The organism is Agarivorans sp. 2_MG-2023, from assembly GCF_030548085.1.
Lineage (GTDB): Bacteria > Pseudomonadota > Gammaproteobacteria > Enterobacterales > Celerinatantimonadaceae > Agarivorans.
Window position 1 is genome coordinate 125,398 of record NZ_JAUORQ010000012.1, and the last position, 21,481, is coordinate 146,878.

General features: G+C 44.8%; 22 protein-coding genes. 9 read left to right on the forward strand and 13 right to left on the reverse strand.

From position 1 onward, the window contains the following. The first annotated feature begins 26 nt into the window (after positions 1-26). Together pflA and rlmA are read left to right on the forward strand one after the other, a co-directional pair. Positions 27-767 carry a pyruvate formate lyase 1-activating protein gene (gene pflA / locus Q4549_RS17490; protein ID WP_303553635.1) on the forward strand — a complete coding sequence of 247 codons (741 nt, stop codon included), beginning with the start codon at positions 27-29 and terminating at the stop codon, positions 765-767. Positions 768-797: 30 nt separating this feature from the next. Further along, positions 798-1,595 (forward strand): 23S rRNA (guanine(745)-N(1))-methyltransferase, encoded by a 798-nt coding sequence (gene rlmA / locus Q4549_RS17495; protein WP_303553633.1) that lies wholly within the window; start codon positions 798-800, stop codon positions 1,593-1,595. Here the strand turns inward: rlmA and yfbV are convergent. After that, the gene (gene yfbV / locus Q4549_RS17500) at positions 1,583-2,044 is read right to left on the reverse strand and encodes a terminus macrodomain insulation protein YfbV (protein WP_137672627.1); all 462 of its coding nucleotides are present in this window, start codon (positions 2,042-2,044) and stop codon (positions 1,583-1,585) included. The genes rlmA and yfbV overlap by 13 nt on opposite strands. 303 nt (positions 2,045-2,347) lie before the next feature. On the opposite strand from yfbV, the gene Q4549_RS17505 reads away from it, so the two are divergent. Further along, positions 2,348-3,550 carry an acetate kinase gene (locus Q4549_RS17505; protein WP_137672626.1) on the forward strand — a complete coding sequence of 401 codons (1,203 nt, stop codon included), beginning with the start codon at positions 2,348-2,350 and terminating at the stop codon, positions 3,548-3,550. A 68-nt stretch (positions 3,551-3,618) separates the two neighbouring features. Next, positions 3,619-5,757 (forward strand): phosphate acetyltransferase, encoded by a 2,139-nt coding sequence (pta, locus tag Q4549_RS17510; protein WP_303516023.1) that lies wholly within the window; start codon positions 3,619-3,621, stop codon positions 5,755-5,757. A 74-nt stretch (positions 5,758-5,831) separates the two neighbouring features. Here pta and Q4549_RS17515 read toward each other — a convergent pair whose 3' ends face one another. From Q4549_RS17515 to Q4549_RS17550, 8 genes are all read right to left on the reverse strand, one after another. Next, the gene (locus Q4549_RS17515) at positions 5,832-6,392 is read right to left on the reverse strand and encodes a hypothetical protein (protein ID WP_303553632.1); all 561 of its coding nucleotides are present in this window, start codon (positions 6,390-6,392) and stop codon (positions 5,832-5,834) included. Beyond that, positions 6,393-6,908 (reverse strand): RNA polymerase sigma factor, encoded by a 516-nt coding sequence (locus tag Q4549_RS17520; protein WP_303553740.1) that lies wholly within the window; start codon positions 6,906-6,908, stop codon positions 6,393-6,395. Positions 6,909-6,983: 75 nt separating this feature from the next. After that, entirely contained in the window at positions 6,984-7,913 is a 930-nt protein-coding gene (locus tag Q4549_RS17525) for a DoxX family protein (protein ID WP_303553631.1), read from the reverse strand. A gap of 422 nt (positions 7,914-8,335) precedes the next feature. Then, positions 8,336-8,689, reverse strand: coding sequence for a P-II family nitrogen regulator (locus Q4549_RS17530; protein ID WP_303553629.1), 354 nt, complete (start codon positions 8,687-8,689; stop codon positions 8,336-8,338). After that, positions 8,679-9,473 carry a DUF1538 domain-containing protein gene (locus Q4549_RS17535; protein ID WP_303553628.1) on the reverse strand — a complete coding sequence of 265 codons (795 nt, stop codon included), beginning with the start codon at positions 9,471-9,473 and terminating at the stop codon, positions 8,679-8,681. The genes Q4549_RS17530 and Q4549_RS17535 overlap by 11 nt, the downstream gene beginning before the upstream one ends. Continuing rightward, complete coding sequence (locus Q4549_RS17540) at positions 9,473-10,207, reverse strand: DUF1538 domain-containing protein (protein WP_303553627.1); 735 nt, start codon at positions 10,205-10,207, stop codon at positions 9,473-9,475. The genes Q4549_RS17535 and Q4549_RS17540 overlap by 1 nt, the downstream gene beginning before the upstream one ends. Positions 10,208-10,321: 114 nt before the next feature. Beyond that, positions 10,322-11,206 carry a class I SAM-dependent methyltransferase gene (locus tag Q4549_RS17545; protein WP_303553626.1) on the reverse strand — a complete coding sequence of 295 codons (885 nt, stop codon included), beginning with the start codon at positions 11,204-11,206 and terminating at the stop codon, positions 10,322-10,324. Next, entirely contained in the window at positions 11,196-12,257 is a 1,062-nt protein-coding gene (locus Q4549_RS17550) for an AI-2E family transporter (RefSeq protein WP_303553625.1), read from the reverse strand. The genes Q4549_RS17545 and Q4549_RS17550 overlap by 11 nt, the downstream gene beginning before the upstream one ends. A gap of 97 nt (positions 12,258-12,354) precedes the next feature. Here Q4549_RS17550 and Q4549_RS17555 point away from each other — a divergent pair, with 97 nt between their 5' ends. After that, positions 12,355-12,834, forward strand: a complete 480-nt coding sequence (locus Q4549_RS17555; protein WP_303553623.1) for a 2-amino-4-hydroxy-6-hydroxymethyldihydropteridine diphosphokinase — start codon at positions 12,355-12,357, stop codon at positions 12,832-12,834. On the opposite strand, the gene Q4549_RS17560 is transcribed toward Q4549_RS17555, so the two are convergent. Then, positions 12,793-13,506: an SDR family NAD(P)-dependent oxidoreductase gene (locus Q4549_RS17560; RefSeq protein ID WP_303553622.1), complete on the reverse strand. Its 714-nt coding sequence runs from the start codon at positions 13,504-13,506 to the stop codon at positions 12,793-12,795. The two genes, Q4549_RS17555 and Q4549_RS17560, sit on opposite strands and share 42 nt — an antisense overlap. Before the next feature lie 85 nt (positions 13,507-13,591). Here Q4549_RS17560 and Q4549_RS17565 point away from each other — a divergent pair, with 85 nt between their 5' ends. Beyond that, on the forward strand, positions 13,592-14,494 hold the full coding sequence (locus Q4549_RS17565) for a TIGR01777 family oxidoreductase (RefSeq protein ID WP_303553621.1): 903 nt from the start codon (positions 13,592-13,594) through the stop codon (positions 14,492-14,494). Positions 14,495-14,509: 15 nt separating this feature from the next. On the opposite strand, the gene Q4549_RS17570 is transcribed toward Q4549_RS17565, so the two are convergent. Both Q4549_RS17570 and Q4549_RS17575 read right to left on the reverse strand, forming a co-directional pair. Then, a complete protein-coding gene (locus tag Q4549_RS17570) occupies positions 14,510-15,370 on the reverse strand; it encodes a hypothetical protein (RefSeq protein ID WP_303553620.1) in 861 nt (286 codons plus the stop codon). Between the two features lie 104 nt (positions 15,371-15,474). Then, positions 15,475-16,167 carry a DNA-3-methyladenine glycosylase I gene (locus Q4549_RS17575; protein ID WP_303553619.1) on the reverse strand — a complete coding sequence of 231 codons (693 nt, stop codon included), beginning with the start codon at positions 16,165-16,167 and terminating at the stop codon, positions 15,475-15,477. A 244-nt stretch (positions 16,168-16,411) separates the two neighbouring features. On the opposite strand from Q4549_RS17575, the gene Q4549_RS17580 reads away from it, so the two are divergent. From Q4549_RS17580 to Q4549_RS17590, 3 genes are all read left to right on the forward strand, one after another. Further along, the gene (locus Q4549_RS17580; protein WP_303553618.1) at positions 16,412-17,377 is read left to right on the forward strand and encodes an acetylxylan esterase; all 966 of its coding nucleotides are present in this window, start codon (positions 16,412-16,414) and stop codon (positions 17,375-17,377) included. Positions 17,378-17,379: 2 nt separating this feature from the next. After that, positions 17,380-18,108: an esterase family protein gene (locus tag Q4549_RS17585; RefSeq protein ID WP_303515995.1), complete on the forward strand. Its 729-nt coding sequence runs from the start codon at positions 17,380-17,382 to the stop codon at positions 18,106-18,108. A gap of 205 nt (positions 18,109-18,313) precedes the next feature. Next, positions 18,314-19,222: a homocysteine S-methyltransferase family protein gene (locus Q4549_RS17590; protein WP_303553617.1), complete on the forward strand. Its 909-nt coding sequence runs from the start codon at positions 18,314-18,316 to the stop codon at positions 19,220-19,222. 58 nt (positions 19,223-19,280) lie between these two features. Here the strand turns inward: Q4549_RS17590 and Q4549_RS17595 are convergent, their stop codons facing one another. Further along, entirely contained in the window at positions 19,281-21,140 is a 1,860-nt protein-coding gene (locus Q4549_RS17595; protein ID WP_303553615.1) for a TIGR00341 family protein, read from the reverse strand. Between the last annotated feature and the right edge of the window lie 341 nt (positions 21,141-21,481).

The window sequence follows — 21,481 nt, forward strand, 5'->3', positions numbered from 1 at the left end:
GGCAAGGTTTTTTTTTGGAGAAACAAATGTCAAAGATTGGGCGAATTCATTCTACTGAGTCTTGCGGAACCGTTGATGGACCAGGGATCCGGTTTATTGTATTTATGCAGGGTTGCTTAATGCGCTGCCAGTATTGTCATAACCGAGACACTTGGGACTTACACGACGGTAAAGAAGTAAGCGTAAGTGACTTAATGAGTGACCTTACCCCTTATCGACGTTTTATGAACGCCAGTGGTGGTGGTGTAACCGCCAGTGGTGGCGAAGCCATTTTACAAGCTGAGTTTGTACGTGATTTATTCCGAGCGTGTAAAGAACAAGGTATTCATACCTGTTTAGATACCAACGGCTATGTGCGCAAGCATACCGAGGTCATTGATGAGCTGTTGGAAGTCTCTGATTTAGTCATGCTAGACATTAAACAGATCCACGATGATGTTCACCAAGATCTCGTTGGCGTAAGCAACAAACGTACTTTAGACTTTGCTCGCTACCTACACAAAATTGGCCAGACAACGTGGCTCCGTTATGTGGTTGTGCCGGGCTTTACCGATGATGAGCAATCGGCCCATGATCTCGGCAAATTTTTAGCGCCTTTCGATAACGTAGAAAAAATTGAACTGCTGCCCTACCACGAGCTAGGCAAGCATAAATGGACCGCCATGGGCGAAGATTACCCACTTGCGGGTGTTAAACCGCCGAGTAAAGAAACCATGGAAACCATCAAAGACATTTTATTGCAGTACCACTCAAAAGTGATCTACTAGCACTTTCTCGAAACAAAGGTTACTGCGTAAATGATAATCTGCCCGATTTGCCAAGCTAATTTGAGCAAACAACACAAACAATGGTCCTGTGAAAATGGCCATTGTTTTGATCAAGCCAAAGAAGGTTATACCAACCTATTGGCGGTACAGCACAAACACTCAAAGCAGCCAGGTGATAGCAAAGCAATGCTGCAGGCACGTCAGCATTTTCTTAACCAAGGGCATTTTGCCTTTTTGGCTAGGGCCATCAACCAAGCGCTTACGCCATTCTCAGTACAACATATCTTGGATATTGGCTGCGGCGAAGGTTATTACACCGACGCTCTTTGCCAAGGGCAAAAACAAGCGGAGTCTGTCACAGGCATAGACATTGCCAAAGACGGCATAAGAATGGCGGCCAAACGCTGCCAACAGGCACAGTTTTTTGTCGCCAGCAATCATCGCCTTCCTATTGCAGATAACAGTGTTGATTGTGTTATGCGGGTATTTGCACCTAGCGACGAACAAGAGCTATTACGAGTAAGCAAGCCCGGAGCTTACTTACTTAAAGTTGTGCCTGGGGCTCAGCATTTATCCAAACTACGCCAGCTATTATACAAAGAGCTACAAGCCCATTCAGAGCAGGCAGAAACCATGCAAGGTTGGCGTTTGGTCGAACAGAAAAAAATAGCTGAAGAGGCAGAGTTAAATCGCCAAGATATGGAGGCTTTGTGCATGATGACCCCCTTCGCTTGGAAGAAGAATCAACAACTTGAGCAGCAGTTAGCTGCGCAAAGTGAGTTTGAAATGAACTTCGAATTTGTATTACAAATATATCAGCGTGACTGATTATCTAGCTCATCGGCTAATACAAAACTCTTATCAAAACGCTTAAACGCTTTTCTTAATAAATCAGCTAATTCAGCATAACGGGGCTGAGTAACCGCCGGGGTAATACTCTCACCAGCCTCAGCTAACTTGTGATGCAAGTCACGATACCAGTTAGCTAAGCTAGGGGGTAAATGAGAATTAGCTCTACGCCCCAACCAATATAAACCATGTAAAGGCATCAAAAAGATCACCGTCGCCATCAACACAGATTGTGGTAATATTTCAGTCAAATTAGCCATATATGGCATCATTACAGTCACCACCGCAATCGCTGGCATGGTTTTCATTGCTAAAGAAGTAGCAAATATAACTCTATTCTCGGGAAATATCGGAGCCAGTACTCGCTGGTTAGGCCAGCGTTTCATGTACTCGCGCCCATCATTTAACATTTCAGAGAATTTGCCCATGGGCACCTCGCGACCTAAAATTGACTTAAACCAATAAACTAGTAATTTTTTTACATTTTCGTCTAGTTATTAGTATGACATATATGATTAAAACATGCTTTCGGTTATCATAACCTTGGCAAACGGTTTCATATAGATCAGCTTATTTGTTAAGTGTAGCTTGATTGAGACCATGGCACTAGGTCAAATCTAATTTGGCTTGGTGAGAGGTAGAATTTTTGAAGAAGGAACGTGTCTCGCTATGCCCAACGTTTTTTCTTCCACTGTCTATAATTGAACAAATTCAACAACAGGTGTCTATAAATGAGCAACAAGCTGGTACTCGTTCTTAACTGTGGTAGTTCTTCTCTAAAATTTGCTGTGCTTAACGCAGTAAGTGGCGAAGAGATTATTTCTGGTTTAGCAGAATGTTTTAATCTGGAAGATGCGCGCCTTAAATGGAAAGCGCTAGGTGAGAAAAACGAAGCAAGCCTTGGTGCTTATTCCGCTCACCGCGAAGCAATCGAATATATTGTAAAAAATATTCTAGAAACAAGCCCAGAAATCTTAAACGATATTGTTGCTGTTGGTCACCGAGTTGTACACGGCGGCGAAAAATTCACTAAATCAGCTATTATCGATGAAGCAGTGGTTGAAGGTATCGAAGCGTGTTCAGGTCTAGCGCCTTTACATAACCCTGCAGCACTTATTGGTATTCGAGCAGCTCAAGCTTGTTTCCCACAACAGCCTCACGTTGCTGTATTTGACACCGCCTTCCACCAAACCATGCCAGAAAGCTCATACTTGTACGCCCTGCCTTACAAGCTATACCGCGAAAAAGGCATCCGTCGTTACGGCATGCACGGTACCAGCCACTTGTTTGTATCGCGTGAAGCCGCTGCAATGTTAGATCAGCCTATTGAACAAACCAACGTTATTACCGCTCACCTAGGTAATGGCGCATCAATTTGTGCAGTTAAAAATGGTCTTAGCTTTGATACCAGCATGGGCTTAACACCATTAGAAGGTTTGGTGATGGGTACGCGTAGTGGCGACATCGACCCGGCGATTATCTTCCACCTGGTAGACCGCGAAGGTTACACTTTAAAAGAAGTAAACAACATGCTGCATAAACAGTCTGGCCTTATGGGTCTTACTGAAGCAAGTAGCGACTGTCGTTTTGCTGAAGAAGGTTATGGCGAAGGCAAAGAGCCAGCAATACGTGCAATGAACGTATTTACCTACCGCTTAGCAAAAAGCATTATGTCTTACGCGGCAGCGATGGATGGTAAGTTAGACGCACTTGTCTTTACCGGTGGTATTGGGGAAAACTCTGCCCTAGTACGTAAACTCACCATCGAAAAACTCGGTCTTTTAGGCTTTACCCTAGACGAGCAAGGCAACTTAGATGCACGTTTTGGTAATTCAGGTAATATTGGTACGAGTTCAAGCCGACCAATCTTGGTTATTCCAACCAATGAAGAAATGGTTATTGCGCAAGATGCTGTTGCATTAACCCAGGCTTAATACACATTCATTATCAAGGCTAAGCGTGGCTTAGCCTTGTTCTATTACTTAACTTAAGAGGTACAGCCGTGGCTCGTACAATTATGTTAATCCCAGTTGGCGTGGGTGTTGGTGTTACATCGGTCAGTCTTGGTATGGTTCGCGCCATGGAGCGCAATGGTGTAAACGTTAATTTCTTTAAGCCCATTGCGCAGCCAAAAAGCCGCGAAAAAGGCGCTGAACGTTCTACCGCAATTATTCGTCAAGCGTCAAACATTATTCCTCCAGAGCCCTTCACTCAGGCTTATGCTGAAAACCTAATTAGTGCCAATCAAATCGACGACTTGCTAGAAGGTATTGTTGCACGCTTCAACTCTGCTACGTCTAACGCCGAAATAGTAGTAGTAGAAGGTTTAGTTCCTACCTCGGAATCTCCTTACGCTACTAACGTAAACTACGGTATTGCTAAAGCGCTCGATGCTGACATGGTGTTTGTAACAAACCCAGGCAGCGATACCTCTCAGCAGCTTAAAGAACGCATGGAAATCGCATGTAACAACTTTGGCGGCTTGAAAAACAAACGCATCATTGGCTGTATCATCAACAAGGTTGGCGCCCCGATCGACGAGCACGAAATTACTCGTCCTGATCTTACTGAAATGTTTGATAACAAATCAGACCATTCAACCAACCTCGAAGTACTGCAAATGTTTGGCAAAAGCCCGCTACGCATTCTAGGGTGTATTCCTTGGAACGCCCCGCTGGTTGCGCCTCGTGCTAGAGATTTAGCTAATCACTTAAATGCCACCGTCATTAATGAAGGTGACATGGATACTCGCCTAGGCCGAGTAACATTCTGTGCTCGCAGTATTCCAAACATGGTTGAGCACTTTAATGCCGGCAGCTTATTAGTTACATCAGGCGACCGTTCAGACGTGATTGTTTCAGCCTGTTTGGCAGCCATGAATGGCGTTAAGGTAGGTGCACTACTGCTAACTGGCGGGTACCAACCAGAGCCTCAAGTACTCAAGTTGTGTGAAGGTGCTTTTGCTACTGGCTTACCAGTAATGCTAATTAACTCAAATACTTGGCAAACGTCACTAGCTCTGCAGAGCTTTAATGCCGAAATCCCTGTAGATGATTCTCAGCGTATTGAGCTAGTTCAAGATTACGTTGCTGGTCACATCGACAAGCATTGGATTGAGTCACTCACGGCTATTTCTGCACGAGCTCGCCGTTTATCACCGCCGGCTTTCCGTTACCAGTTAACAGAAATGGCGCGCAATGCTAACAAACGCATTGTTCTACCAGAAGGTGAAGAGCCACGAACTATTGCTGCTGCAGCTATTTGTGCTGAGCGCGGTATTGCTCGCCCAGTATTGCTAGGTAACCCTGAAGTCATTCAACGCACCGCGAGCCAACAAGGTGTGGTGTTGGGTGAGAATGTTGAAATTTTCAACCCAGCAGAAATCCAAGGCAAGTACGTTGCACCAATGGTTGAGCTTCGTAAAGGCAAGGGTCTAACCGAAGTGGTTGCTAAAGAGCAGCTTGAAGACAACGTTGTACTTGGTACGATGATGTTAGCCAACGACGAAGTTGATGGCCTAGTATCTGGTGCGGTTAACACCACAGCAAATACCATTCGTCCGCCACTTCAGTTAATTAAAACAGCACCGGGTTACAACCTAGTAAGCTCAATCTTCTTCATGCTATTGCCTGATCAAGTATTGGTTTACGGTGACTGTGCGATTAACCCAGACCCAACTGCTGAGCAGCTAGCAGATATTGCGATTCAATCTGCTGAGTCTGCTGAAGCCTTTGGTATTGAGCCACGTGTAGCAATGATCAGCTACTCAACTGGTAGCTCAGGCTCTGGTTCAGATGTTGAGAAAGTACGCGAAGCTACCAAGATTGCTAAAGAACGTCGCCCAGAGCTCATCATTGATGGTCCATTGCAATACGATGCAGCCATTATGGAAAACGTAGCCAAGAGTAAAGCGCCAAACAGCCCTGTAGCTGGTAAAGCTACGGTGTTTATCTTCCCAGATCTAAACACCGGTAACACCACCTACAAAGCGGTACAGCGTAGTGCTGACTTAATCAGCATTGGTCCTATGCTGCAAGGTATGGCTAAACCAGTGAACGATTTGTCACGTGGTGCCTTGGTAGACGACATTGTTTACACCATCGCCCTCACTGCAATTCAAGCAGGTCAAAGAAAGGTGTAAATACACCGTTCTAAAAAGCCGATCTTAGATCGGCTTTTTTTATACCTGCGATACAGTAATTAACAAGATCAGCGTTATTTAGCTAAACCAATTAGCAAGCCTTTTTCCTGCCACACCTTTACCGTAACGCCATCAACATTGAGCTCTTTTTGCTGAGTTATATTTAGCCACTCATCCGGTAATTTAGCTTGATAAAAAGTATGTACCTGTTGGCTTTGGCGGTTTCTCACTTTCAACTGAGCCGCAATACGCCCACCAATACTGCAATAACGACCACCTAATAACTCCCATTGTTGTTGGTCCAACTGGCTGGAATCAATCAAATTGAAATCCAAACGATTGAGGTGCTGCTGAATGTCATCGATAGACGAAGACACCACTTCCATTTGCATTTGGCTATTATGGTTATAAGCAATCTCCTTAGAAATGGCCGAGTAATTAATTCCAGTAAACATAAATATATAAACGGTAGCGGCCAATAAGCATGAGGCGGCGCTAGCCAATAACCAAGTTGTAGACTTAGGCTTTCCCTCTAAGGCTTGTAAATGTTTAAGCTGAGCAGCTGAGAGTGTTTGCTGTTTAAAGTAAGCACTAATTTGAGCTTTAAAGTTTCCGGTTTTAGGTTCCACACTCATTTAAGATACCTCCTCAACCAAATGGCTAAACTCATTACTCAAACGCTTCTTTAAACGAGAAACCCGTGACAACAACGTTCCTCTTGCAACGCCACTAGCATCTGAGATTTCTTGCATACTAAAACCCTCTACCGCCCATAAGTACAACAACTCAGCATCCTCAGCCGAGAGTTTTTGCATTAACAGCGCAACGTGCTGCTGGTCAATCACCAAAGACTCCATATCCTGCCAATGGTCTTCAGGCTTAACTAATTCGGCCTGCAGGGCATCATCGGCAACCAGTTCTAACTTTCGCCGGCGATATTGATCGATAAATTCATTGCGAATCACCCGCATCATATAGGGCTTTAATGGCTCAGGTAACCTAGCCTGCTGCAGTACCTTTTCACAACAGCTTTGCAGTAAATCATAAGCTTGTTGGTCGTTATTGCATAACGACAAGGCATAGCGATAAAGCTGATTAAGTAGCTCGTCTGAAAAAACTGGTTTTGTCGAGCGTCTAAAAATTTTAAACATCACACCCTGCTGCTTGTTAAGCAGACATTCCTTTGTAGCAGAAACAAACTCGGCGCTTTAACGCCGAGTCCCCACTCACTTACTCGTAGCTCGACGAAACAAATAGTAGCTTTTAGCTCGTTGAGCTAAATCAGCTAAACTAAACCGCTCACCACCACCTAACAGAGCGATTACCGCGCCAGCGGCTAACAAAGCAAACTCGCGCTTAAATCCGTTAAGATTTTTAATAAAGGATTTATCTATAGAAAACTTCTGTAACATAAACCACAGCATCACCAGCGCACAAAGCAACGCCCCCACTTTGAGTGTTTTTCCTTGAGCGAAAATCAATACTAAGCCCAAGGTAAGTAAAATAACCTGATGAGTAGCAAAACTGGGGATCTTGGCATAACCAGCAAAAAAGCCTGCCACAATAAAGGTCATTCCTAAAGAAAAACGAAGCAGTAGACCTAAAGTTTGCCAATCTATATGGTGCTCTTGGCTTGATAAGCGTTTGTCTACGCTATACAGCCCAGAACCAAGATTGAACAATACAAACATCATTCCCGATAAGGTGATATCCCTAATCTGCACAAAAATAGCGGGAGAAGTATAAGTACTCACCCCAACAGACGCGCCAGGCACTGTGTCTACGGGCAGTGACACCACAAAAGTCCACAACAGGAAAGCATAAAACAAGGCTAATGGGCGAACTAAAAATCCGGCGCACAATGCTAACCCCGAGAACAGCTCAAAGGCGGATAAGGCGGTTAAGAAAGACCATGGTGTTAACCAGCCAGCAGAAAACAAATAATCCTGAAATAACTCATTGATGTAACCTGTGGTCCCCATGTAGTTGGCTACCATCGCAGCTTGGCTAGAGGGGTCGAGTAACAAACTCAACTTAGAGGTTCCGCCAATTATAAACACTAAACCAAGACCTAAGCGTAACCAAAGTGCCGCTGTATCAAACTGCTTTTGCTCCATCATCATTCCCTTTTTAACGTAATTTAATAGATATTGCATAGCAGTAACGAATCAAACGAGCATTTGATTGCATAGCTTAAGAATTATTTTCAGATTTATCACTAGAAGGGACTAACAGATCAAAGCGTAGATAAAAGGGCGAACTTCCTTTTTAAAGCCAACTACAGATGATCAACAATAAAGGTAAGTTTAAAATATTGTGCTCCAGCTGAGCCATTTTTGTCATAAACAACGCCAAGTAAAACTTGAATTGCAACAAGTTTTTTAAGCCCTTAAAAACAGCGCTTCTTTTTTGAACAGTATTAAAATACTATTTAAAACAGCACCTTAGCTAAAAACACCCGTTTCATGCACACTTTAATCCACAGAATGTGTGGATAAGAAAGTTGAAAGACCAAAGTTATGCACAGGTGATAACAAATAATGAACTATAGGCTGTTATTTATTCACACTTATGTCGTTTATTCTTCATCTATAGGGACTTTGTGGGTTAAAGCTTGTATTTGATGGGCAACTCCAACAGCTTCTTCTACATCAAGCAAAACAGCGATACCTTGTCCTTCTTCTTGATCAAACTCAGCCACAGCACTGATCGTATTCAAAATGGGCTTGGCCAAGTGTCTTTCAACCACAAACAACAATACATCGCGCTGCGCTTCTAGATTCAAACCAAAGAAAGTTTTTTTACGATGAACACCCTCGCCTCGCGCGTTGTTTATTACAGTTGCTCCGGTAGCACCGGCCGCACGTGCCGAATCTAATACCAAGGCTGTTTTTTGGTCGTCAACAAAGGCCAAAATGAGTTTAAATTTCATCTTCATCTCCTGACAAAGTAGAACGAGCTAAATAGTGAGTGATTTGGGCATAAGCCAAAACAGAAATAATTGGAAATAAGCTAGCGAAAGCGATTAAACCGAAACCATCTAACAGTGGACTTCGACCAGGTACGGCTTCAGCCAAGCCTAAGCCTAATGCTGTAACTAAGGGAACAGTAACGGTGGAGGTAGTCACCCCGCCGCTGTCGTAGGCCAAAGGCACAATGGCTTTGGGCGAGAACAGTGTTTGAATCACCACCAGCACGTAGCCGGCAATAATGTAGTAATGCAGCGGATCCCCCACCACAATTCGATAAGAGCCTAAAGCCAAACCAAAGGCCACCCCAAACGCTACCGAGATACGTAAACCGCCAACCGAAACGGCCCCGCCAGACACCGCATTGGCCTTAATCGCCACCGCCAGTAAAGAAGGCTCGGCAATAGTAGTACTAAAGCCAATGGCCGCCGAAAATAAGTAAATCCAGGCATAAGCCATCCAATGTTCAGAGACTTGGTAGCTCTCTGGCTGTTCAATACCCAAAAATTCAGCACTGGTGAGTTGTTTGGCCATAGACTCACCTAATGGAAACAGCGCTTGCTCCAAGCCCAGCAAAAACAACACCATGCCTAAAATGACAAAAACGGTTCCCAACAACAGCTGCTTGGGTTGATGTAAGGGGCGCTTAATCACCAAGTATTGAAACACTAGAATGGTCACCACGATGGGAAAGATATCGCCAAGCGTGCCAAATAGAGTTTCAAAAAAAACTAACCAACTCGTCATCAATAGAAAATCCCATATAACATCACAAACATCATAGGGGTTAGGGATGCCAAAGCAATTAAGCCAAAGCCATCAAGCAAAGGGTTACGCCCCTTTATTGATGAGGCTAAACCCACACCTAAAGCAGTAACCAGAGGAACCGTGATTGTGGAGGTAGTCACTCCACCAGAGTCATAGGCTATACCTATGATTTCTTGCGGCGCAAACAGTGTAAGAATAACAATCAGTACATAGCCGCCAATAATGATTAGGTACAGTGGCCAGCCTTTAATAATGCGGATCACCCCAATCACAATCGCCAGCCCTACAGCAAAAGCCACACTTAAACGCAGCCCTGCCGCGTATTCCGCCATGCTCTCGGCGTTGTTTTCAATATGCCTAGCCTGCGCCGCGACGTCGGCTGCTTCTTTGGCGACAGCCACCAAAGCAGGTTCGGCAATCGTGGTGCCAAACCCCAAGCAAAATGCAAACGCCAGCAGCGCGCTTAAGCTGCCTTTATTAGCAAAGGCATGCGCTAAGTTTTCACCTATTGGAAACAGGCCCAACTCCAAACCCATCACAAAAAAGCTCAAGCCCAGCACCACCATCGCAGTACCCGACAGAATCTCTAATACATTGGGTAGTGGGCTATCTAAAACAAAGAGCTGGAAAAATAAAATCACCACCACTATCGGTGATATATCGCGAAGACTTTTAATGAGAGAAGAAAAGAGGTGAGAGAAACGAAAGCCCATACTAGCTCCTTGTATTAACCCTTTACCTTAAGGGTTAATACAAGCTTAGCAGAGCCTTGTTAAGGCTTATGTTTAAGGCCGATAGAAAATGAAAAGTGTGAGCTTTACAGTTGTTTAAGCGGGGCTATTCTCAAAAATGAGTACTTTTAAGCCATCGTCTGGGCTTTGTTCCAACACAGTTTCCGGGCGGTCTAAAGTCTCTATTAAACGTAATTCCGGCGCTTCACTAGCAACCGCATCCAACAAAAACTGACAACTTAACCAAGGTGCATTTAAGCACAGCATGGCGATCCCGTTTTCGCTGAGTAAACTGGGCAATTGGCGAATAATTCTAGGGTAATCTTTCTCCACTAAAAAGCTGCCTTTTTGCATTGATGGAGGATCGGCAATCACTAAGTCATAAGGCCCATGTTTGCGAAGTTTTCCCCAAGACTTAAATAAGTCGTGGCCAAAAAAACGGGCTTTCTTATCGTCTAGCTGATTAAGTCGCAGGTTATCCCGCCCCACGCTTAGCGCGGCTTTGCTCATATCAATATTAACCACCGCATTTGCTCCACCAGCAATAGCAGCAACCGCAAAACCGCAAGTGTAAGAGAACAGATTAAGCACATTTTTGTCTTCGCTATGCTGCTTTACCCACTCACGCCCTTTAGCCATATCCAGAAACAAACCAAAGTTTTGATGTGTACCAACTTCAACTTTATAGGCTAAACCATGCTCATTAACCGTTGCCGGGGTTTGTTCACTGCCCCACAAATGCTTAACCGGCGCCATAGGCTGGTCTCGCTGTTGCAAGAAAACCCCTTCCACCAAGAGCTCAGCTTTTAGCTGCTCAAGCAATTGCTGAGTTAAATTTGCACTTAAGGGGGCATAAGCCACTATCAACATAACGGGTGGCAACCACTCAATGTTAAAAGACTCGGCGCCTTCTATACAGTGCCCGCGCCCATGAATAACTCTCAGGGCTTGCTGCTCAAGCGGGGGAAGATCAAGCTTCATCTATTTTTTCACTCTCTTTCGGTTTTAAGTCATCGGGATGGCTAAGAATACGTGAGAACCAATGGCCGCTATTGCTCGACTCCAAACCAATTTTAATGATCATGGTAAGAGGTACCGACAACAACATGCCAACGCTGCCAAATAGCCAGCCCCAAAAAATCAATGATAACACCACCACTAACGACGACAGACCTAAACCTTTGCCCATGATGCGCGGTTCTACAATATTCCCCATCACCAAATTAACGCTAACGTACAAACCGGCCACCGCGAGTGATTGGCTCGCACCAAGTTGTAACAAGGCCAGTAATACCGGTGGAACCGCCGCAATTAACGAGCCCACATTAGGTATGTAGTTAAGCAAAAACGCTAAAATACCCCATAAAATGGCATAGTCTAAATCCAATAAGCTCAACACAATGGTGATAGGAACAGCGGTAAGCAAACTAATCATGGTTTTCACCGCAATATAGCTATTAACCGATTTTAGAAACTTATTCACTTGAGACATGCGCACACCGGGATTATGAATGGCGTCGTGCATGCGCTGTGGCATGGTGTCTGCTTCGAGCAACATAAAAATAGTCACTAGCAAAATAATAAAGATGTTGGCCGCGGCACCACTTAAACCGGTTAACGTATTAGCAAACAACCCCAAGACAATGCCTGGGTCGAAGTAATCGGTGACAATGTTCATCGACAAATCAATATCGAACTTGGCAGCAAACTCCCCTAGCCCAGCGAGCTGCACCAGTAACTGTTCACGATAAATAGGAATTGAAGCCCGAAAATCGTTAACGGAACTCCCCACAACACCCGCTAACAATACAATTAAACACACGATAAATAGCAGAACTAACATTACCGATAAAACCCGAGGAATACGCAAGCGGGTTAAAAAGCTGACAATGGGGCTAGCGATAATGGCGATAAACATCGACAACAAAAATGGAATAAGCACAGGGGTGGCGGCTTTTAATCCCGCCAATAAAACCACTAAAGCAGCAGCCGTGACCAAGCTATGGCGTATCGAGGTGGGTTGATTCACCATTCACTCCTAGAAATAACTGATTATGCTCAGCAGTTTAGCTTGCATATGCCTTGGCGAAAAGGCTAAATAAAACTCAATAACGAGGAGCGAGTGGCAGATGTATTATCTTTGTAGTCTTGGAAGCAATATCGAGCCATTAATTCACTTGCCTAAAGCGGTGCAAGAATTAGGCGAACGCCTACAAATAATGACCTTTAGCGCGTTTATTGAAACCACGCCCATGGAACTAGATACACCCAATAAGTTTGTTAATGCACTGGCTTGGTTTCAGTCAGAGCAATCAGCTGCTCAGTTAAAACAGTTCTTTAATCAATTAGAGGCTAGGCACGGCAGAAATCGCAATGACCCTTTATCAAGCAGCAAAGACCGTAGTTTAGACATCGATTTATTTGGCCCTTGCCATAACCTTGCTGCCTTAAGAAATACCCCCGTAGATGCATTTTTAGTAACGCTACAACAGCAACTATTTGCTAGTGCGCCCAATACCCTACCCGATAGCTTAAGCCTAACTATCAAGCTCACTAACGGGCTTGTTTTACCACTGGGTGAGAGACCTACCACCATCAACTTTAATTGAACAGCCCGTTAAATAGTCATTATTGATGAGCAGTTCTATGGATTGCCACACTGGCATTAAACCACCTTCTTTAGCTAACGGTGTTTGAGCCAGCACCTTGTCTCGATGCTGTTGATCATGTTCATCTAAAAATAACATCGGGCCCGGCTCAATCGCATTCACTCTCACCTCTGGAGCCCAATGGCTGGCATAAGATTTTACCAAATTAGCCAAGCCCGCTTTAGACGCACAATAAGAACGAAACGATTTATGGGGTTGCTCGGCATAAATATCTGTCATTGCTACCACATTACCCTTGGCCTGTTTTAACGCTGGATAAAGCGCTTCGTTAATCAAGGTTGGCGCTAGCATATGAACCGCATACATCGCGTCAAAAAACTCAGCCTGTTCTAAGGCACTGTGGCAAGGGTCATCTTCAATAAACAAAGAAGCATTGTGAATTAACACCTCTAAGCAATCACACTGTTGTTTAACTGCGTCAATAAAATCAAGCAATTGCGTTCGCTGGCTAAAATCGGCTTGAATAAGCTGCACGCCTTTATTGCGTAATTCGGCCAACTCTGGCCTCTCACTGCGATATTGACCAATAACCTGATAACCTAAGCCAAGAAACTGATGCGCAAGAAAAAAGCCTAAACGCCGCCCTACGCCAGTGATCAAAACAGTTGCCATCTAGCTTCCCATCCTTAAAAACTCTGCTATTGTTAACTAAATCAAAGAGTAACACGACTTGCCCTAACAAGGACTGCGTACCCTAATGAAAATTTTACTCACAGGCGGAACCGGGTTTATCGGTAGTCGCCTAGTCAAACACTTACAATTTAGTCACGAACTGACAGTGTTGTCACGTAACCCCATCAAGGCTTATCAAAAGCTGGGTCATAATCTATTGGCTATTCCTTCACTTGATACCTTAGATAACCTTGATGAGTACGATGCGGTGATTAACCTAGCAGGAGAGCCCATTGCCAATAAACGCTGGAGCGAGCCTCAAAAAAAACGTATTTGTGATAGCCGTTGGCAGCTAACCGAACAGCTTAGTGAAAAGTTTGCTAACAGCAGTCACCCGCCACATACCTTTATTAGCGGCAGTGCTATTGGTTATTACGGTGAGCAAGGCCAACAAGCCGTAGACGAAGCCAGCATTATTGAAGATGATTCGTTTCCGCATACGGTGTGTAAAACCTGGGAGCAAACCGCTTTAAAAGCAGCCAGCGAAAATACGCGAGTATGTTTGCTAAGAACCGGCATTGTAATCGGCATAGAAGGCGGCGCATTAGCCAAAATGTTACCCGCATTTCGTTTAGGTTTAGGCGGACCAATCGCTGGCGGCCAACAGCAAATGTCTTGGATCCACATTAGCGACATGGTTGATGCCATTATCTTTCTACTAAACAATAAAGAGTGCCAAGGTGCATACAACCTTACCGCCCCCAATCCCGTCAGCAATCACGAGTTTAGTGTCGCGCTAGCTAAACAACTCAAGCGCCCTTGCGTATTACGCACTCCGGCTTGGCTACTAAACACCGCCCTGGGCGATATGGCCACACTCATCACTGGTGGGCAAAAAGTATTGCCGAAGCGCTTAGGCAACGAAGGCTTTAATTTTCGCTATAAAGACTTAAGCCATGCATTTAAAGAGATTTTGCTGCGCAGCTAATTGATGACTCAGCGACTACTCAACCACTACCGAGCGTAGTGGTTCAATCTGCTCTTCTTCTACAAACAACTGCCGACGTCGCTCAGCTAAAAACGCATCTAGTTGAGGCAATGATTCACAACGAATCGTTCCTCCAAATAAACCGGCAGCAATGCTTACGGCCTGCTTTACCGAATTACTACAATCAACTTTTACCGCCACGTTAGCTTTAAATATCTCATCTTCTGTTAGCTCACGCTTTACAAGCGGAGACTTTCGTTTTGCCGGTGTACGCTTTTGTTGCTGATAACGACTCGCCTGCTGCTTAGCTAACTGGTCTAGTTGCTGCTGTTGATAAACCTTTAAATACGAAGCCGCCGAGCGCGCTTCCACCGGTTGTACAGATTGTTCCGGTTGCTGCAAAGCTTCACTGTTGCTGGCCTTCGCATTTAGCTGCGGCTGACTATTAGTGTTTTCAGCAATCACGCCTTGAGACTGAGTAAGCTTACTATGACTGTCGAACTGGGTGAGGTCGTGACTAAGCGCAATTCCATTTTTTGATAATTTACGACTTTCTAAAGATTGGCTACTTTCTGGTGCGGCGCTGGTTTCAATGGTTTCAGCTGGGTGAATTAGCGGGTTCTCGAGCGCTGGTTGCCTAGGTGATTGTCGCTTAAGTGATTGTTGCTCCGGCGCTTCCGAAGATAAATCCGGTGAAAGCGCCGATTTAATGGGGGCAAGCACTAAGCTCGCCTGAATCAAGCTAGCACCAGCCTTTTTCTTTAGTGGCTTTTGTGGTTGGTACAAATCGCTGAGCAGCCAATAAAACAATCCACAATGCGCACTTATCGAAATAACTAAGGCCCATATTGGAAATGGCCTCCCTCGCTTACTCATCCCTGTTTAGCCTACCTAAGCTTAAAAAACAGTAGACTCATAACCTAGGGAGTAGTTCGGCTTAATTTGTGCCATTTTTGTCAGCGCCCCTCATAAAGTGGTGACTAAAGGTTATTTTCACCAATAGAGTAAGCGACCGTTTGGCTAATGGCAGCTAAAGGCATACCACTTTGTTGCTGCCAGCTATTAAACACTTGCTGCACCGCTTTCAAACCTTTAATGCTAGTAGGCGCTTTAGTCACCACGCCACGGTTAACTAAATAAGCCACCACATCACCAGACAAAATAAAGGTATCTTTACCCATGCGACGTAAGGCATAAGACGCAGAGTTACCGCCTAAGCGAGCACCATGTTTTTTGAGAAACAGCCACAAACCTACAATGTCATCTGTGGGCCACTGGGCAATAAATTTAGCAAAGCTGCCGTGTTCGCTAGCCATATCCAAAATCATTTGGGCATTCTGTGGCACGGTAATAATTTTTTGCCGATTACGAATAATCGATGCGTCATTACATAAGCGTTCAATATGGCTATCATCCAGCATTAGCATTTTCTCGGGTTCAAAATCAAAAAATGCACGTTCAAAGTCTGGCCATTTGTTTTCTACTACCCGCCATACAAAACCCGATTGAAAAATAGTTTTTGTAAAAGCAGATAGCCAACGGTCATCGCTAATGCCGGCTAAATGTTCGCGACTTAATGGGGTGGTAAGTAGGTGTTGTAAGGCGGCATCGCCGCCTTTGCGCTCGGCAGCTCGTTGCCAAATAGAAGAAAAATCTTCAACCAAAACTTTCATCCTTTATTGGAAATCATCACTAGATAACTAACATCAATAGCAATAATTCTAAACCGCAATGGGGCCTAGGGTCACTATAGATTAAGCAAATAGTCTCTTTTGATTTTTAGGGTTGACCTGATATGCAGCTAAGCCTTTCATTCGCTTAACCATCAATCATTCACGGGCTAAATGCTTCGCTTTAGAAATCTGTAACAAAAAAGGGCTATAGTTTTCATAAACCTAGCTTATTGGTAGCCTCTTTATGCCCTGTAAACTTAAGCATAATTTTGAGTTTGAACCTGATTATGGATACAAGCTCACTCAGCTTAAAGCACTGCACCCAAACGATAAACCGCGCGGTTTTAAGGGCTTTTGGCAAGGTAAATACCAACAAGCTCTTCAAATAAAGAGCCATGTTTCCATTGAGAATACCCATAAAACGGTAAACAACTGGCGTATCTTCAAGTGCTATTACAACTCAACTAAACACCTTCGCTGCGGAGCGTGGTTATTGCTACCCAACAGCGGAGTGGTAGATTCCGCCATTATTAGCGCACATGGCTATGGCGGCATAGAGCAAGTTGATTGTGCAATTACACTCAATAACACCGCGGTCTTAATGCCTTGCTCTCGCGGTATAGGATTAAGCCCTAAACCGCCTATATCCGATAATCCCATGTGGCATGTGTTGCACAACATTCAAGACAAACAGCGCTACGTTATTGGTGGCTGCGTACAAGATTTATGGTGTGGCGTAAGTGCCTTATTGGATTTGTTCCCTCAAGTTAGCCGCAAACTAGGCTTAATCGGCAGCAGCTTTGGCGGCGGTTTAGGTATTTTTGCTAGCGCTTTTGATTCACGCATCCAACGGGCACATTTTCATGTTCCTACTTTTGGCAATGTTCCTCTGCGCCTAAAGTTGCCCACATTAGGCAGTGGGGCAGCACTGGCTAGCTTTTATCAGCAGCAACCTAAACTAGCCCTTAGCACGCTCAGATATTTTGACTCTGCTACTGCCGCTACCTACCTGCGTTGCCCTAGTCATTGGGCGCTGGCCTTGTTTGACCCACATGTTGCCCCTCCTGGGCAGTTCACCGCTTACAATCAAGCCCCCCAACCTAAACAGCTGTTTGTGCTTAGCGCTGGACACTTTGATTACCCAGAAAAACAGACCCAACAGCAACAACTCAATCAGCAATTAGCCGCCTACTTTGCAGAGCTCGCATAAACATGAATCGTGAATATCATCGGTGGTGGAGCCCTAATTTACAGCGCGATATGGAGTTACTGGTATTTGGGCATGCTGGGGCTAAGGTACTGGTGTTTCCGACTCGTGGCGGGCGCTTTTACGAATACGAAAACTTGGGCTTAGTAAACGCCATTGCTCACAAAATTAACGCCGGTCAACTGCAGCTATATTGTGTAGACAGTATTGACATAGAAAGTATTTATTGTTTTTGGGCACACCCAGCTGGGCGAATAGAGCGCCACCAGCAATACGAAGATTACATACTGCGCGAAGTATTACCCTTAATGGCGCAAAAGAATGATCATCCCTGCACCATTTCCCACGGTTGTTCTTTAGGTGCTTTTCATGCGGCCAACATTGTATTCCGCCACCCTCACCTATTTAACAAACTTGCCGCCTTTTCTGGGCGTTTTGACCTAACTTGGCAAGTTGAATCGTTCTCAGATTTATTCGACGGCTTCTACAACGACAAAGTGTACTTTCATACCCCTACTCACTACCTAATGAACATGCACTGCCAGCAGCGCCTAAACGCGCTAGCCAATACAGATTTGCTGTTTATTATTGGCAAGCAAGATCCCTTTCTACAAAACAATCATGCCTTAAGCCACATTCTTAATCACAAAGGCTTATCTCACCAAATGATTGAATGGGATGGCCGCGCCCACCGCGGACGCTACTGGCGACAAATGGTACCGCTGCATTTATAGGAAAGATCATACAAACCTTAAGTAAGTATTAAGTTGCCCAGCAAAAGTAACTACATTTTCAACTAAGCAACTCTCAAGTACTACCACAACCACTCAGCGATAGTGCTTTTCCAAATATGAATAAATTTCACTGTTTTAAGATTTACTTTGAGCTCAACTCATTCATGATATTCAAAGTAGTTGCCGGTGAGTAATAGTGTAAATAATGAAAAAGCAATTTGTGGTGTTAGACGGTGGAATGGGCCGCGAGCTAAAGAGAATGGGAGCGCCCTTTTCCCAACCGCTATGGAGTGCGCAGGCACTAATTGAATCGCCTTCGCTGGTGCGAAAAGCCCACCAAAACTTTATTGATGCCGGAGCCGAAATCATTACGGTGAATAGTTACGCCTGTGTCCCTTTTCACCTTGGTGAAACATTGTATCAAAGCAAAGGAGCCGAACTCGCGCAGCAAGCCGCCGTTATTGCAAACGCGGTGGCCAAAGATGAATTAGCAACCACTAACCGCTCTATCGCCGTTGCCGGCGCCATCCCTCCGGTACTGGGTAGCTACCGACCTGATCTATTTGACTCAAACAAAGCCAAAGGCATTCTCGAAACACTGGTGCAATCTCAAGAACCCTACGTTGATTTATGGTTGGCCGAAACTATCTCTAGCCTAGAAGAACTCGACGCCATTCAGCAGGCACTTAGCCTTAGCCCTAAGAAAAAGTATTATGCGTTTACCCTACAAGACAGCCCCAATGGCAAAGCAATGCTAAGGTCTGGCGAATCTGTATCAGAAGCAGTGGAACAAGTTTGTTCATCAGGTGCTGAGGGTATTTTGTTTAACTGTTCTATTCCAGAAGTTATGGGGCAAGCGATTAAGCTAGCAAAAGAGCTCAGCACCAAACTTGAAACACCGCTTGAAATAGGTGCTTACGCCAATAGCTTTGGTCCTATCAAACCAGGCCACAAAGCCAATGATTCACTCAATCAAACCAAAGAACTATCGGCCGAAGAGTACTTGGTTTTCGCAAAGCAATGGCATGAACTAGGCGCCACCATCATTGGCGGCTGTTGCGGTATTCACCCAGAACATATTCAGGCTATAGTTGATTGGAAACGGGAGCATTAACCAACCGCGTCACCTTAGAGGCCATTGGTAACAAAAGCGATGACTGTATCTGCACATGCTAGCGCCGAATAATGATAGAGGCCTCTAAATTAAAAGGCCGCTTTAGTTCCGCTTGAATACTATCTTTAAGCATATCTAATTGCTGGTCGCTCAAGGCTTTAGCGCTAACCAGTTGCACATGCAAAGTGAGTGGTTTGGTGCTTTGAGCGCGTACCGTTCTAAGTAGTACCTCATTAAAGGTTTTACCCTGTAAGCGTTGTACGATTTGCGCTTCTTCTGACAGCCGATTAAAACTAAACACCAATGGCACACTCACCAATACCACTGCCGCCAGCGCAATGGCGAGTCCTTTCTTAGCCCGAGTAAACGGTGCATAGCCTAAAGCTAAAAAGGTTAAAGCCGCCGAGAATACAATGCCCGCCAAGTTGGTAAGAAACAGCAATAATGCGCCAGAGGCTACCGATGCATCTAACCAACCCAAACCAATACCAGCAACCGCAAGTGGCGGTACCAGCGCTACGGCAATCGCCACACCAGCCAAGCTTTTGGCGGCGTCGATACGTGCATGGGCATAAGCGCCGGCTATACCAGAGATAATCGCCACCCCTAAATCCAGCAAATTAGGGCTAAGGCGCGCCGCAATTTCAGGAGTCACCACTTCCATGGGAATAATAAAACTGGCGCTAGCAGCAAAACCCAAGGCGACACATAAACCAGTAATTAAAGTGCCTAAGCTAGCGGTGGTTAAACTGGGATCTTGCCGAGTTAAGCCCATTGATAAAGAGATAATTGGCGCCATTAGTGGCGCGAGTATCATCGCGCCAATAATCACAGGCGCAGAGCTGGCATACAAACCAATGGTGGCAAGTAAGGTTGACAACACCATTAAGGTAACAAACGCCGGAGAGGTAGTAGCGTTATCACGCAACAATTGATACAGCTCTCTAAACTCATCGGTGGCGGCGTGGGCTATCCATGGTAAAGGCCTTGCTGCTAAGGCATTAATCGCTTCGCCCTCTGGCAAATGGCTTATCTTGCGGCTTTCTTTTACCGCGACTACATTCTCTTGGCACACCATATCTGCAGCAGGCAAAACGCTTAAGGCTTTATGCTCGCATTCTACGGTTAACGCTTTGGCAGTTCTTTCTAAGCCGTCATGCCAATACACCATTTCTTGCTCTTTACTAATGGTAATGGCTTTGGATTTAATCAAGCTAAGAAAGCGTGGTTTCCTAATCACTCGGCCAAACATGGCCAACAGTAAAAATCGAAACATTTCCATAATACTGCGCGGCGCAATTAACATGCTTTCTAACATGCCGTCGTTGCAGTGGGTATCGGTAAGGATTTGCTTGGATAACATAGAGCCATGGGCGTGCTCTATAAGCACTAAGCCAACCAGCGAGGTTTCTAAACAGGTTTCGCTTGCGGTTGTAATGGTCAGTTTCTGCGGCTTTATGTGGCCTATTTTTCTAATATTTTGCCAAGTTTGCAATATACGCTGACGCCAAGACGCGTTGTGGCCGCCAGGTCGCAGGTTAAAGCTATGCCCCACCACAAGATGGTTAAGCACCACCTCTTGATTACAGCGCAGTACGTCTATTTGCACCACCTCAGCTTGCTGAACATGCTGAACCGCTTTATCTAAGCTATTGGCTAAACTAAACGCACGCTTGGCGTGACTCGCTTTAGGATGAGGCAGAATTGCCACCACCCATTGCTGGCTGCTGGCTAAATCAATCACTTGGCTTAAGTCTTTATCGCTTAAATAGCAATATACAATGCTGCCCGCTTCCCACTCCGGCGGTTCATTACTATCCCAAGATTTAGGTAGCACTACAGACTCAAACAAAGGCTGTATTTTTTGGCTCACCAGTTCCGTGGCGTCGGGCTCAAACAATAAAAAACTATCGGCCATTCCTGTTTCCGTACAAGAGTTTATATTTTCTCACAGCATGGAGGCTGGCTTTAAAAATCGCAAGATTACAAAGCAAAAAGTTTAGCCAATAAAGGCGTTATTCGGTGCTAGCGGGTCAAAAAATGACGTAGCCGAACGAGCTTTTAATGTTCTGCTAGTAGAATAGCTTTTAACCAAACTGGCTTTAATTTAAGCAAACAGAAAACATCCTAGAAAAAGTTACATGTTTCTTTTTTGCCTATTGTCGTTACTTGCTTACCGCACAAAATCTTCGCTAAGCCTTAAAACACGGGCGTTTAGACGGCTAAGCGGCCAAGTAACTAGTGAAACTGTAAAGTATT